We start from the raw sequence: 13,275 nt of genomic DNA, 5'->3' as shown, positions 1-13,275 counted from the left end.
TCAGGTTTTGCCGGGTGTCAAGCAGTCTCTGAAAATTTCTTTTCATGACAGTAGTTGACATTGATTGTGACAGCGTTGTTAACTTTGCGTGGGAAAGTGGCGCTAGACCATCCCGGGGAGCATAGCTAGGTGACAACTGCGTCGAAGACGGTTTCGGACGTCATACACTCGCATCTGAGCGTGTTGACACGTGCCGAAAAGCAGTTGGCGGAAAGCCTGCTCGACAATTATCCGGTTTCCGGCCTTGGCAGCATCACCACCATCGCGGAGAATGCTGGCGTCTCCACGCCGACTGTCGTGCGGATGGTGCAGAAGCTGGGCTTCAAGGGTTATCCGGATTTTCAGGCGCGCCTGCATCAGGAGGTCGAGGCAACGATCTCCAACCCGATCGCCAAGCATGACCGCTGGGCGCAAAATGCGCCGGGCACCCATATCCTCAACCGCTTTGCCGATGCCATCATGGGCAATCTACGCCAGACGCTGACCGATCTCGACACCGCCACTTTCGACAGCGTCGCCTCGCTGTTGTCCGACCGCAAGCGCGGCCTTTATTTCGTCGGCGGCCGCATAACCGGAGCGCTGGCCGAGTACTTCTTCACTCACATGCAGGTCATCCGGCCGGCAACGACGCTGCTGTCGTCCAATTCCAGCAGTTGGCCGCAATATGCCCTCAACATGAATGCCGGCGACATCCTTATCATCTTCGACATCCGACGTTACGAACAGGAAATGGTGAGCCTTGCCACCGCCGCCCGCAAGCGCGGAGCCGAAATCGTCCTATTCACCGACCAATGGGGCTCGCCTGCCGCCAAACTCGCGCGGCACGCTTTCCGGGTCCGCATCGAAGCGCCTTCGGCCTGGGATTCGTCGGTCGTCACCCTTTTCATCGTCGAGGCTCTGATCGAAGCCGTTCAGAACTCCACCTGGGACGAGACGAAGGAACGCATGAAGACGCTGGAAGGGCTATTCGAGCAGACCAAGCTTTTCCGCAAACTCGGTTAAGGGGCCAAGATTAAGGAGAGGAAAAACAAGCACGGATTGGCGGAAATGAGCAATGCAGTCGCAAATGAAACATCTGCCTCAAGCGCCTGCTATTCCGGCAAAATTAACGTCATCCAGCCGTCACACAAGCTTCATGTAAGCTCATTAACAGCATCGCCAGACACTGAAACCGAAGGAGAACAACAGTGATCTCTAACATTTCTCGACTTCTGTCGCTTTCTACTGCGATGATCGTGGCTTCGACCGCGATTGCCGCCGCAGAACCGAGCGCAGAACTTATCGCCGCCGCCAAGAAGGAAGGCACGTTGACCACCATCGCTCTTCCGCACAGCTGGTGCGGCTATGGCGATGTCATCGCCGGCTTCAAGGCGAAGTACGGTATCGAAGTCAACGAGTTGAATCCGGATGCCAGCTCGGGTGACGAAATCGAAGCCATCAAGGCCAACAAGGGCAACACCGGCCCGCAGGCCCCCGATGTCATCGACGTCGGCCTCTCCTTCGGCCCGTCCGCCAAGAAAGATGGCCTGATCCAGCCTTACAAGGTTTCTACCTGGGATTCGATCCCCGATAGCGCCAAGGATGCCGAAGGCTACTGGTACGGCGACTATTACGGCGTTCTCTCGTTCCTCGTGAACAAGGATCTGGTCAAGGAATCGCCGGCAGATTGGGCCGATCTCAAGAAGAGCGACTATGCGAACAGCGTAGCACTCGCAGGCGATCCGCGCAGCGCCAACCAGGCTGTTCAGGGCGTTTATGCGGCTGGTCTTTCCGCATCCGGCGGTGACGCTGCCAAGGCAGGCGAAGAGGGCCTGAAGTTCTTTGCCGAGCTGAACAAGACCGGCAACTTCGTGCCTGTCGTCGGCAAGGCTGCCCCCTTCGCACAAGGCTCCACGCCGATCATCATCGCCTGGGACTACAATGCGCTTTCCTGGGGTGAAAGCCTGAAGGGCAATCCTCCTTTCGAAGTCGTCGTTCCGAAGACGGGCGTCGTCGCCGGCGTCTACGTGCAGGCCATTTCGGCTTTCGCTCCGCACCCGAACGCCGCCAAGCTCTGGATGGAATATCTCTATTCCGACGAAGGTCAGCTCGGCTGGCTGAAGGGTTATTGCCACCCGATCCGCTTCAACGATCTTGCCAAAAACAACAAGATCCCGAAGGAACTGCTCGACAAGCTGCCGCCGGCAGAGGCCTATGAAAAGGCCGTCTTCCCGACGCTCGAAGAGCAGGCCGCCGGCAAGGAGACCATCACCAAGAACTGGGATAGCGTCGTCGGCGCCAACGTTCAGTAATATTCGATCCAGCCTCCCCGCTCACAAGGCGGGGAGGCTTTCTCTCTCCGACGCCCCAGGATGAGCTTTTCTATGAGTACCGTTTCAACGCCGATGGTGAGCAGCGCTCCCTTGATCAGCAAAGACCGCGTGATCGACTGGCTGGGCATTACACCCTTCATTATTTTTTCGCTGCTGTTCCTGATCATCCCCACGCTCTATCTCGTAGTGGGCGCATTCCTGACGCCGGACGGCAATTTTACGCTGAAGAATATCGGCGATCTCTTTACTCCATCGATCATGAGCGCTTACTGGATCAGTATCCGCGTCTCGGTGGCGTCGGCACTAGGCGGCGCGCTGATCGGTTTCTTCCTTGCCTGGGCTGTCGTGCTCGGCGGCCTGCCCGCCTCGGTGCGTTCTGCGCTTCTCACCTTCTCCGGCGTTGCCTCGAATTTTGCAGGCGTGCCGCTCGCTTTCGCGTTCCTCGCCACGCTTGGCCGCACGGGCCTCGTGACGGTTTTCCTGCGGGAATGGTTCGGCTTCAATCTCTACGGCACAGGCTTCAACCTGCTGTCCTTCTTCGGCCTTACGATCACTTACATGTATTTCCAGATCCCGCTGATGGTGCTGATCCTGACGCCGGCGCTTGATGGCATGAAGAAAGAATGGCGCGAAGCCTCTGAGATCCTCGGCGCTACCAATCGCCAATATTGGACGATGGTTGCCTTGCCCATCCTTTGGCCGAGCCTGCTCGGTACGACGCTGCTGCTCTTCGCCAACGCCTTCGGCGCTATCGCCACCGCCTTTGCGCTGACCGGCAGCTCGCTGAACATCGTACCGATCCTGCTCTACGCGCAGATCCGCGGCGACGTTTTGCACAATCCCAACCTCGGTTACGCCATCGCCCTCGGCATGATCGTCATCACAGGCGTGTCCAACATCCTTTACCTCATGCTGCGCATGCGCGCCGAGAGGTGGCAAAAATGAAAACGCAACGCTTGGGAGCCTGGATCGCCATCATTCTCGGCGCATCCTATTTCATCATCCCGCTGATCGGCACCGTCGAGTTTTCGCTGCGCATGCGCCGCGGTGAATACAGCCTGGATGCCTATACATCAGTCTTCTCGGACATTCAGTTCCGCGAAACCTTCGGCTACTCCATGCTGATGGCGCTTCTGACCATCGTCTTCGGCATGCTGCTCGTGGTGCCGACGGCCTATTGGGTGCGGCTGCGCCTGCCGCAGATGCGCCCGGTCGTCGAATTCATCACGCTGATGCCGCTCGTCATTCCGGCGATCGTCATCGTCTTCGGCTACCTCAGAATGTACAATTCCTCGTCGTATCTGCCGCTGACGGGTTCGACGACCGGCACCAACGCCCTGCTGGTCTTCTCCTATATCACGCTGTCGCTGCCCTATATGTACCGCGCCGTCGATACCGCCATGCGCGCCATCGATGTGCGAACGCTGACGGAGGCCGCCGAAAGTCTCGGTGCTCGCTGGACGACCATCATGTTCCGCTGCATCTTCCCGAACGTGATGAGCGGCGTACTCTCCGGCGCCTTCATCACGCTGGCGATCGTCATGGGCGAATTCACCTTCGCCGCTTTGCTCAACCGCCCGGCCTTCGGCCCCTACCTGCAGCTCGTCGGCGCCAACAAGGCCTATGAGCCTTCGGCGCTGGCCGTCATTGCTTTCTCGATCACCTGGCTCAGCATGGGCCTGCTCAACCTCGTTTCCCGCTTCGGCAAAGCCCGCCCGGCAAAGGCTTAAGGTAACCGGCTCATGTCTTTTCTCACACTGAACAACATCCAGAAGTCCTTCGGCCCGGTTCAGGTCGTCAAGAATTTCAACATGAACATCGAGAAGGGTGAGTTCATTTCCTTCCTCGGACCGTCGGGCTGCGGCAAGACGACTGTCCTGCGCATGATCGCCGGCTTCGAAACTCCGACCGGCGGCACGCTGATCATCAACGGCAAGGACCAGAGCGCGCTGAAACCGAACCAGCGCAATATCGGCATGGTGTTTCAGGCCTACGCCCTCTTTCCCAACATGTCCGTGCACGACAATGTCGCCTTCGGCCTCAAGGTCGCCGGCATGCCGAAACCCGAGATAGACGCCCGCGTCAAGGAAATGCTCGGTCTGATCAAGCTCGATCACCTCGCCGACCGCTACCCCTATCAGCTGTCGGGCGGCCAGCAGCAGCGCGTCGCGCTTGCCCGTGCGCTCGCCGTCAAGCCGCAGGTGCTGCTGCTCGACGAACCGCTCTCCGCTCTCGACGCCAAGATCCGCGTGTCGCTGCGCGAGGAAATCCGCCAGATCCAGCAGCAGCTCGGCATCACCACCGTCTTCGTCACCCACGACCAGGAAGAGGCTCTGTCGATCTCCGATCGCATCGTGGTGATGAATGCCGGCAAGGCCGATCAGATCGGTTCGCCCTTCGAGATCTACAACAAACCAGCCACGCGCTTCGTCGCCTCCTTCGTCGGCACGCTGAACCTGATCGAAGCCAAGGTCATCGATCCCGACACCAACCTCATCCAGATCGGCGATCAGAAGATCACACTGAAGCAGTCGGTCGCAGCCCACAAGGCCGGAGAAACCATCTCGCTGGCGCTGCGCCCGGAAGCAGGCTCTCTCTCCGACAACGCCAGAAGCGACACCGCTTTGACTGGTCAGGTCGTCTCCGCCCACTTCCTCGGCTCGGTCATCCGCACCCGCATGAATGTTGGCGGCAACGTCATCTCCTTCGACATGTTCAACAGCCCCGGCGTCACCCCGCCGCAGGCCGGAGAAACCGTGACGCTCCGTTTCATGGCAGCCGACCTGCTGATCATCCGCGATTGAACCGCTAGCGTGATCTTGCAGGAAGGCGCCGCCGTCGCGGCGCCATTTTCACGTCAGGCCGACCGACCTGTCAGAAAACGTGATGCAGCCATCACCACAAAGCACTTGAGCTTTCCGAGGTTCAGTGCCGGAACTTGTGCACAGCCGAACCAGCCCGGCAGCCCAGGCATCTACGCAATGGGGTATTTCAATGATTACCTGCCACCTACGCTATGTGATCGATCCGTACAAGCTCCCGGAATTCGAGGAATATGCTCGTCTCTGGATTCCGATCGTCAACAGGATGGGTGGTACCCATCATGGTTATTTTCTGCCGTCAGAGGGTGCCAACAACATTGCCGTTGCGTTGTTTTCCTTCCCAAGCTTTGCCGCTTACGAAGACTATCGCACGCGCATGGCCAGCGATCCGGAATGTGAGGCCGCTTTCGAACTCGACAAACGCAACCGCAGTATCATCAGCTATGAACGGAGCTTCATGCGGCCCGTGCTCGGTTGATTAAACCGCATACGACAGGAATGATAAGCCGCGCCAGGCCGGCTGGCGGGGCTCATCCCTCTGCCCATGCGTTCATCGGATCGCCTCGTCATCCACATCGAAGCGATGTACGTGCGCTTGGTCCGGCGTTGCATGGACGATCTCGTCCGGCTCGTATTGATGCTCGCCAAACAAACGCGCCGTCAGCAGACCGCACTGCTCGGATTCGAGATAGATGATCGTGTCGGCGCCGAGATGCTCGACATGCACGACCTTCGCGGCCCAGGTTCCCTGCTCGCGCGACAGCGTCATGTGTTCGGGACGCACGCCGATGGTCTTGGCACCGTGATCGCCGACTTTCTCTCCTGCGATGAAATTCATCTGCGGCGAGCCGATGAAGCCGGCGACGAAGACATTGGCCGGGCGGTTGTAGAGTTCCATCGGCGAACCGATCTGCTCGATAGTGCCGGCATTCAGCACCACGATCTTGTCGGCCAGCGTCATCGCCTCGACCTGGTCGTGGGTGACATAGATCATCGTCGCCTTCAGGCTGCGGTGCAGCCGGGCGATTTCGAGCCGGGTCTGGACACGCAGCGCCGCATCGAGGTTCGACAGCGGCTCGTCGAACAGGAAGAGTTCCGGTTCGCGCACGATCGCGCGGCCGATGGCGACGCGCTGACGCTGACCGCCGGAAAGCTCGGCCGGCCGCCTAGCGAGATAGGGCGCAAGCGACAACATGCCGGACGCCTTGCCGACGCGCTTGTCGATCTCGTTCTTGGGCATTCCCGCCTGCTTGAGGCCTAGCCCCATATTGTCCTTGACCGTCAGGTGCGGATAGAGCGCATAGGACTGGAACACCATCGCGATACCGCGCTTGGCCGGCGGCGTCAGCGTCTCGTCGCGGCCATTAATGACGACGGCGCCCGAGGTGACATCCTCCAGGCCTGCAATGCTGCGCAAGAGTGTCGATTTCCCGCAGCCGGACGGCCCCACGAAGATGACGAACTCGCCGTCCTCGACTTCAAGATCGATGCCTTTCAGCACCTCATGCGTACCATAGGTCTTGCGGATGGATTTAAGTTGAAGCGATCCCACTGTCTTTCCCTTACAATCTGACCGGCTGCCCGGTGCGCACGCTCTCATCGGCGGCAAGGCAGATGCGCAGCGACGCCACCGCATCCCCCATATGGCGGTCGAGGTTGAGATCCTCGCGGATCGCCCTCAGCATGAAGGCTTGTTCCAGGTCGCAAAGCGCCTGATGGCCGGGCTCGCCCGTCATCCTCATATCCTGGTCGGGCCGGATGAATTTGCCGTCGGGACCGGTTTCGGCGGTGTGCAGACGGATCACCGAGGTCTTGGTATGCGTGTCGATATCGTCGGACTTGGCGTTCGGATCCATGACGATCGACACCGCGCCCTTCGGCGACATCACATCCTTCACGAAAAAGGCGGTCTCCGAGATCATTGGCCCCCAGCCGGCCTCATACCAGCCGACCGAACCGTCCTCGAACAGCACCTGCAGGTGGCCGTAATTATACATGTCGGCGGCGATCTCGTCGGAGAGCCGCAGTCCCATGCCGCGCACCTCGACGGCTCTCGCATCGGTGATCTGGCACATGACGTCGACATAATGAACGCCGCAATCGACGATCGGCGAGGTCGTGCGCATCAACGACCTATGCGTCGCCCAGGTCGGGCCACTGGACTGCTGGTTGAGGTTCATGCGGAAGACGTAAGGCGGGCCAAGCTTGCGCGCCTCCTCGATCAGCTTCACCCAGGATGGGTGATGGCGAAGGATGTAACCGATCACCAGCTTTTTTCCGGCAGTCTTTGCTGCGGCCACGACCCGCTCAGCATCGGCGACAGTGGTCGCCAGCGGCTTCTCCACGAAGACATGGCAGCCGGCCTCCAAGGCGGCGACCGCGTAATCGGCATGGCTGTCGGAATAGGTGTTGATCGAACACAGGTCCGGCTTCAGCTCCGCAAGCGCCGTGGCGAAGTCCGGGTAAATAGTATAGCCCTGCAGTTCCGGCTCCAGCACCGGCGTCGAGCGATTGACGAGCCCGACGATCTCGAAGCCTGAATTGTTATGATAGGCGAGCGCATGGCTGCGGCCCATATTGCCGAGGCCGGCGACGAGGACGCGGATCAGTTTCTCCTGGCTCACTTGACCGCTCCCGAGGTGATGCCGCGGATCAGTTGCCGCGAGAAGATGACGTAGAGGATCAGAATCGGCAGGATCGCGAGGGACAGGGCCGCGAGCACCGCATTCCAATTGGTGACGAACTGGCCGATGAATATCTGCGAACCGAGCGTCACCGTTTTGGTAGCTTCGGCCGGCGCCAGGATCAACGGAAACCAGAGATCGTTCCAGATCGGGATCATCGTGAAGACGGCGACAGTCGCCATGGCCGGACGCACCAGCGGCAGCACCAGGCGAAAGAAAATCGCGTATTCGGAAAGCCCGTCGATACGCCCGGCATTCTTCAGATCGTCAGAAACCGTGCGCATGAATTCCGACAAGATGAAGATGGCGAGCGGTATGCCCTGCGCGGTGTAGACGAGGATCAGCGCCGTCAGCGTATTGACGAGGTCGGCCGCCACCATGCCCTGCAGGATCGCCACCGTGCCGAGACGGATCGGGATCATGATGCCGATCGCCATATAGAGCCCGAGCAGCATATTGCCGCGGAAGCGGTATTCCGACAGAGCGAAGGCCGCCATGGCGCCGAACAACAGCACGAGCAGGATCGAGACGATCGTCACGATGAAGCTGTTCTGGAAATAGGTTGCGAAATCGCCCTGCCCGAGCACCGTCTGATATCCGACGAGGCTGAAGGTCGACGGCGTCGGGATCATCAGCGGCTCGCGGAAGATTGAGGCGCGATCTTTGAACGAGTTGACGATGGTCAGGAACACAGGGAACAGCGCGACCAGCGTATAGGCGGAGAGCGCCAGATGCACGAGGCCGGTGCGGATTGGAGATGTGCGTGCCTTGGACATGCGCGCTCCTCAGAACTGGTAGCGACGCATGCGCCGCTGGATGACGAAGAGATAAAGCGAGACGCCGGCGAGGATGATGAGGAACATCACCGTGGCGATCGTGGCACCCATCGAGCGGTCGCCGAGCTGCAGCTGGAAACCGAAGAAGGTGCGGTAGAGCAGCGTGCCGAGAATGTCGGTCGACATATCGGGGCCGGCAAGCGCGCCCTGCACGGTGTAGATCAGATCGAAGGCGTTGAAATTGCCGACGAAGGTCAGGATCGAGATGATGCCGATCGCCGGCAGAATGAGCGGCAGCTTGATCTTCCAGAACTGCGCCCAGCCGGTGATGCCGTCGCATTCGGCCGCCTCGATCACCTCTTCGGGGATGCTGAGGAGCGCTGCATAGATCAGCATCATCGGAATGCCGATGTATTGCCAGTTGGAGATCAGCGACACTGCGATCAGCGCCGAACCGGGCTTGCCGAGCCAAGGCGCGAACAGGAACTTCAAGCCGATGAGATCGAGCATCCAGGGCGCGACACCCCATATCGGCGAAAGGATCAGCTTCCAGATGAAGCCGACGATGACGAAGGAAAGCAGCGTCGGCAGGAATATCGCCGTGCGGTAGAAGGCTACACCCCGCAATTTCGGCACGGAAAGCAGCGCGGCGAGCGCAATGCCGATCGGGTTCTGCACGCACATGTGGATGGCGAAGAAGATCACGTTGTTGACGAGGGCGTTCCAGAAATCATGCGCCCAGCGCGGATTGCCGAAAAGCACCTTGAAATTCGCAAGCCCGACGAAGGCCGGCTGCCCGTCTACCGTATTGTAGAGCGAAAGCCTGAGCGTTTCGATCAGCGGCAGCACCATGACGGCGGAATAGACGATCACCGCAGGCAGCATGAAGACGAAGATGTGCCAGCGCACCGGGCGCTTGATCGGGACGATATCGGCCGCGTTGTCGGTTCCGCTCATGGCTTTGCCTGTTCTTGTCGCCTGGCCGCAATCTTGCGGGCGCAGATGGAAAATGTTGCGCCTCACCCTAGCTCTCTGCCGCCTGGCAGGAGAGGGAACGCCCTGCTGGAATGCTATTACGGGCTGGGAGGTCGCTGCGAGTCTCCTTCTCCCCGCTCAAGCAGGGAGAAGGTGGCCGGCAGGCCGGATGAGGGGCTGCAAACGCCGCCCCTGATCACATCACTTGGCGGGCTTGTACCAGCTGTCGAGGCCCTTCTGCAGCTTTTCGGCAGCGACCTGCGGCGTATCCGTGCCGTTGATCACGTTAGCCGATTCCACCCAGGTCTCGTTTTCGAGGTTCGGCGTGCCGCGCGACAGGATCTGGTAGGTCGAACGCACGGTCGACTTATAAGGGCCGCGCCAGGAGACGAACTCCTGAGCGAGCGGATCGGACATCTTCACCGGGTTAGAGTTCAGGCTGAAGAAGCCCGGCAGCGCGTTGGCATAAATATCGGCGAATTCGGGCGAAGCCACCCAGCTCAGAAATTTCTTGGCTTCCTCGGGATGCGTGCTCTTCGCGTTCAAAGCGACGCCGATGTCAGGATGGTCGGAGATGTACCCCTGATCGCCGGCTTTCGGAATCGGCGGCGGGAAGGCGCCCATCTTGAACTGCGCCTGCGTGTTGAAGAGCGCGATCTCCCAGGAGCCGGCCGGATAGATCGCGGCGCGGCCGAGCGTGAAGAGGTTCTGGCTGTCCGAATAGGTCTGGGCTTCGAAACCGTCGCCGAGATAGGGTTTCCACTTGGCAAGCTCTTCAAAGGGCTTGACCCATTCGGGATCGGTCAGCTTCTGCTTGCCTGATATCAGGGCTTCGCGGCCTTCTTCACCCTTCCAGTAATTCGGCCCGATATTCTGGTAGCCCATGGTTGCGGCTTCCCAGAGATCCTTGGTGCCCATGGCGAGCGGGATATAGGTGCCATCAGCCTTGATCTTGTCGAGCGCCGCATAGAATTCGTCCTGCGTCTTCGGCACGGAGATGCCGAGCTTGTCGAAGGCATCCTTGTTGTAGATGAAACCATGAATGACCGAGGCCATCGGCACGCAGAAGGTCGACTTTCCGTCGTCGGTCGTCCAGGCGGCCTTCGCGACCGGCGAGAAATTTTCCATGCCCGGCAGGCTGGTGATGTCGACGAGCTGCTTCTTGTTGAAGAGTTCGAGCGAGGCGTCGAACGGACGGCAAGTGATGATGTCGCCTGCGGAGCCCGCGTCGAGCTTGGCGTTCAGCGAAGCGTTGTATTCGGTGGGCGCGGTCGGCGAGAAGACGATCTTGATGCCCGGGTTCTTGGCTTCGAACGCCGGGATGATCTTCTCCTGCCAGATCTGCAGGTCGTCGTTACGCCAGCTTTCGATCGTCAGCGTGACGTCGGCGGCATGGACGAGACCTGCCGAGCTCAGCAGGCTTGAGGCAAGCAGCAGACTTTTCAGAGCAGTGTTTTTCATTTCCCTCTCCTGTTTTTAGCACCGGAAGGCGCCGTTTTGATCTGAAACAAGCAATTGGCGCGTCTGAGGAAACACCCAATGCCCCTTGGAGGGCCGCCAGCGACTGCCGGCCCCGAAAGCTCGACGGACCGAAAGCGGGATCGCCTGCGGTCTGACTGCGCCCCTGGCGTGCTGGCCGGGCGCGGCGAATGAAGTGGGAAAGCCGATAGACCCCTGAATTCGCCATCGGCTTGGCAAGCCGACACGCCATTCCTTGATCATCCTCGAAGCGGCCCGGCTTAGCTTTACTGCCGGTTTTCGCGGGCTTCGAACTGCTGTTCCCTTTTACCGAATTAAGTCCAAAAAAATACCAATTGTCTAGCCGAATTTTAACCTTTTGGCTTTCAAAAACTCATTTAAAAATTTTATTCAACAAAATCAGCAGATTAAAAAGATCGATTTATGTCGTCATTCCTACTTGGTAAATGGTATTTTTTTGGTATTGTAAGAAAAACCAAGGGGAACGGCGTATCGGAGGCCCGATGACGGAGCTTGCAATCGGCATAGACGGCGGCGGAACGAGCTGCCGGGCAGCAGTCGCGGATAAAGACGGCAACATTCTCGGCCGCGGCAAGGCAGGTCCTGCCAACATCCTGTCCGACCTGGAGAACGCTCTTGTCAACATCGTCGAATCCGCCCGGCAAGCGCTCAGCGACGCCGGTCTTGACGCCGAAGTGGTGACCTCCGTCGTATCGGTCGTCGGCGTCGCGGGCGCCAATGTCATGGACTACGGCCAACGAATCGAAAGAGCCCTGCCCTTTGCCGAAGGCCGTGTCGTCACCGATGCCCTGATCTCCCTGCAGGGCGCGCTCGGCGATGCCGACGGCATCGTTGGCGCCTTCGGCACCGGCTCGGTTTATAATGCGCGTAGGGGCGGCAGTATGAACGGCATCGGCGGCTGGGGCTTCATCGTCGGCGACCAGGCAAGCGGCGCCCGCCTGGGCCGCGACCTCATGGAACGGTCGCTGCTCGCCCATGACAGAGTGCGCCCGGCATCGCCGGTCACAGAAGCGGTCATGGCCGAATACGGGGACGATCCGGAGCGGATCGTCAACTTCGCCCATACGGCACGGCCGACGGATTTCGCCCGTTACGCGCCTATGGTCTTCAGACATGCTGCCGAGGGCGATGCCGTTGCGGTCGACATCGTCAGGAATGCCGCAACGGCGATCGGCGAAAGCCTCGATGCTCTCCTCTGGCCGGAATGCCCGTCCATCTGCCTGCTCGGCGGCCTTGCGGAAGCTTATGAGCCCTGGCTTTCGGAACGCTACAAGCCGCTGCTCGCCAAGCCGAAGAACGATGCGTTGCAGGGCGCGGTGGAACTTGCTGTCAAGCTCCTGAATGATCAGCAGAGCGGTGCGGCATGACCGACGACCTCGCCACCCTCCTGTCCCTGCAGCGCCTGCAGGCGGCCGGCACGGGCCCCCTCTATGTGAAGCTGCGCCGCACACTCGAAGAAGCCGTGCGCACCGGCACGCTCGGCCACGGCGATGCGCTGCCGCCAGAGCGCGACATCGCCGAATTTGCCGCCGTCAGCCGCGTCACCGTCCGCAAGGCGATCGACGAGCTCGTCGCCGACGGTCTGCTGGTGCGTCGCCACGGCTCCGGCACCTTTGTCGCCAAGCCGGTCTCCAAAGTCGAGCAGCGGCTGTCGCAGCTCACCTCCTTCACCGAGGATATGGCGCGCCGAGGCATGTCCTCCCGCTCCGAATGGCTGCACAAGGGCATTCACACCCCCTCACCCGACGAAATGATGATCCTCGGCCTCGCCGCCGACGTAAAGGTTTCGCGCCTCTCGCGCCTGCGTATCGCCGACGACCAGCCACTAGCGATCGAGAACGCCAGCGTCTCCGGCGAATTCCTGCCGGATCCCTCCATCGTCACCACTTCGCTCTACGCCGAACTCGAACGCCGCCAGGTTCGTCCGGTGCGCGCCGTTCAGCGTATCTCCGCAACCAATATGAAAGAAGCCGACGCCCAGCTTCTCGGCGTCCCCTTGGGCGCGGCCGGCCTGTCGATCGAGCGTATCTCCTATCTCGGCTCCGGCCGCGCCGTGGAATTCACCCGCTCGCTCTATCGCGGTGACGCTTATGATTTTGTCGCGGAACTGACGATCGGGGCGGCGTAGGCCCAGCGCATAAAATATAGCAATATCAAAAGCATGAAGCCGGAGAGTGAATCTCTTTGCGGCTTCAATGTCTCTTGA

Annotated in this window: 14 protein-coding genes; 9 read left to right on the top strand and 5 right to left on the bottom strand. The window is 60.0% G+C overall.

Annotated elements, in window-relative coordinates:
- The first annotated feature begins 129 nt into the window (after positions 1–129).
- The 7 genes from FFR93_RS10120 (at position 130) to FFR93_RS10095 (ending at position 5,612) form a co-directional block, all read left to right on the top strand.
- A complete protein-coding gene (locus FFR93_RS10120) occupies positions 130–1,002 on the top strand; it encodes a MurR/RpiR family transcriptional regulator (protein ID WP_064705632.1) in 873 nt (290 codons plus the stop codon).
- A 45-nt stretch (positions 1,003–1,047) separates the two neighbouring features.
- Positions 1,048–1,191 carry a hypothetical protein gene (locus FFR93_RS40785; protein ID WP_171049149.1) on the top strand — a complete coding sequence of 48 codons (144 nt, stop codon included), beginning with the start codon at positions 1,048–1,050 and terminating at the stop codon, positions 1,189–1,191.
- The gene (locus FFR93_RS10115; protein ID WP_064705633.1) at positions 1,188–2,291 is read left to right on the top strand and encodes an ABC transporter substrate-binding protein; all 1,104 of its coding nucleotides are present in this window, start codon (positions 1,188–1,190) and stop codon (positions 2,289–2,291) included. Before FFR93_RS40785 ends, FFR93_RS10115 begins: the two co-directional genes overlap by 4 nt.
- A 72-nt stretch (positions 2,292–2,363) precedes the next feature.
- Entirely contained in the window at positions 2,364–3,257 is an 894-nt protein-coding gene (locus FFR93_RS10110) for an ABC transporter permease subunit (protein ID WP_138393122.1), read from the top strand.
- Positions 3,254–4,042: an ABC transporter permease gene (locus tag FFR93_RS10105; RefSeq protein WP_138393121.1), complete on the top strand. Its 789-nt coding sequence runs from the start codon at positions 3,254–3,256 to the stop codon at positions 4,040–4,042. The genes FFR93_RS10110 and FFR93_RS10105 overlap by 4 nt, the downstream gene beginning before the upstream one ends.
- Positions 4,043–4,054: 12 nt before the next feature.
- Entirely contained in the window at positions 4,055–5,116 is a 1,062-nt protein-coding gene (locus FFR93_RS10100; RefSeq protein WP_138393120.1) for an ABC transporter ATP-binding protein, read from the top strand.
- A gap of 190 nt (positions 5,117–5,306) precedes the next feature.
- Positions 5,307–5,612 carry an NIPSNAP family protein gene (locus FFR93_RS10095; protein WP_138393119.1) on the top strand — a complete coding sequence of 102 codons (306 nt, stop codon included), beginning with the start codon at positions 5,307–5,309 and terminating at the stop codon, positions 5,610–5,612.
- A 72-nt stretch (positions 5,613–5,684) separates the two neighbouring features.
- On the opposite strand, the gene FFR93_RS10090 is transcribed toward FFR93_RS10095, so the two are convergent.
- The 5 genes from FFR93_RS10090 to FFR93_RS10070 form a co-directional block, all read right to left on the bottom strand.
- The gene (locus tag FFR93_RS10090) at positions 5,685–6,686 is read right to left on the bottom strand and encodes an ABC transporter ATP-binding protein (protein ID WP_171049148.1); all 1,002 of its coding nucleotides are present in this window, start codon (positions 6,684–6,686) and stop codon (positions 5,685–5,687) included.
- A 10-nt stretch (positions 6,687–6,696) separates the two neighbouring features.
- On the bottom strand, positions 6,697–7,758 hold the full coding sequence (locus FFR93_RS10085; protein ID WP_138393117.1) for a Gfo/Idh/MocA family oxidoreductase: 1,062 nt from the start codon (positions 7,756–7,758) through the stop codon (positions 6,697–6,699).
- Entirely contained in the window at positions 7,755–8,594 is an 840-nt protein-coding gene (locus tag FFR93_RS10080; RefSeq protein ID WP_138393116.1) for a carbohydrate ABC transporter permease, read from the bottom strand. The genes FFR93_RS10085 and FFR93_RS10080 overlap by 4 nt, the downstream gene beginning before the upstream one ends.
- 9 nt (positions 8,595–8,603) lie before the next feature.
- The gene (locus FFR93_RS10075) at positions 8,604–9,551 is read right to left on the bottom strand and encodes a sugar ABC transporter permease (protein WP_138393115.1); all 948 of its coding nucleotides are present in this window, start codon (positions 9,549–9,551) and stop codon (positions 8,604–8,606) included.
- A 219-nt stretch (positions 9,552–9,770) separates the two neighbouring features.
- Entirely contained in the window at positions 9,771–11,030 is a 1,260-nt protein-coding gene (locus FFR93_RS10070) for an ABC transporter substrate-binding protein (protein WP_138393114.1), read from the bottom strand.
- Positions 11,031–11,551: 521 nt separating this feature from the next.
- Between FFR93_RS10070 and FFR93_RS10065 the strand changes: the two genes are divergently transcribed.
- On the top strand, positions 11,552–12,436 hold the full coding sequence (locus FFR93_RS10065; protein ID WP_064705642.1) for an N-acetylglucosamine kinase: 885 nt from the start codon (positions 11,552–11,554) through the stop codon (positions 12,434–12,436).
- Positions 12,433–13,197, top strand: a complete 765-nt coding sequence (locus tag FFR93_RS10060; protein ID WP_064705643.1) for a GntR family transcriptional regulator — start codon at positions 12,433–12,435, stop codon at positions 13,195–13,197. Before FFR93_RS10065 ends, FFR93_RS10060 begins: the two co-directional genes overlap by 4 nt.
- Positions 13,198–13,275 lie beyond the last annotated feature (78 nt).

Origin of the sequence: Rhizobium sp. MHM7A, assembly GCF_005862215.1 — a bacterium.
Classification (GTDB): Bacteria; Pseudomonadota; Alphaproteobacteria; order Rhizobiales; family Rhizobiaceae; genus Rhizobium; species Rhizobium bangladeshense.
This window is presented reverse-complemented; position numbering and strand designations above follow the sequence as displayed.

Bases quoted from the DNA above. Each gene is read 5' to 3' on its own strand.
- FFR93_RS40785 (WP_171049149.1), top strand. From the start codon at position 1,048: ATGAGCAATGCAGTCGCAAATGAAACATCTGCCTCAAGCGCCTGCTAT.
- FFR93_RS10110 (WP_138393122.1), top strand. From the start codon at position 2,364: ATGAGTACCGTTTCAACGCCGATGGTGAGCAGCGCTCCCTTGATCAGC.
- FFR93_RS10105 (WP_138393121.1), top strand. From the start codon at position 3,254: ATGAAAACGCAACGCTTGGGAGCCTGGATCGCCATCATTCTCGGCGCA.
- FFR93_RS10100 (WP_138393120.1), top strand. From the start codon at position 4,055: ATGTCTTTTCTCACACTGAACAACATCCAGAAGTCCTTCGGCCCGGTT.
- FFR93_RS10095 (WP_138393119.1), top strand. From the start codon at position 5,307: ATGATTACCTGCCACCTACGCTATGTGATCGATCCGTACAAGCTCCCG.
- FFR93_RS10080 (WP_138393116.1), bottom strand. From the start codon at position 8,594: ATGTCCAAGGCACGCACATCTCCAATCCGCACCGGCCTCGTGCATCTG.
- FFR93_RS10075 (WP_138393115.1), bottom strand. From the start codon at position 9,551: ATGAGCGGAACCGACAACGCGGCCGATATCGTCCCGATCAAGCGCCCG.
- FFR93_RS10070 (WP_138393114.1), bottom strand. From the start codon at position 11,030: ATGAAAAACACTGCTCTGAAAAGTCTGCTGCTTGCCTCAAGCCTGCTG.
- FFR93_RS10065 (WP_064705642.1), top strand. From the start codon at position 11,552: ATGACGGAGCTTGCAATCGGCATAGACGGCGGCGGAACGAGCTGCCGG.
- FFR93_RS10060 (WP_064705643.1), top strand. From the start codon at position 12,433: ATGACCGACGACCTCGCCACCCTCCTGTCCCTGCAGCGCCTGCAGGCG.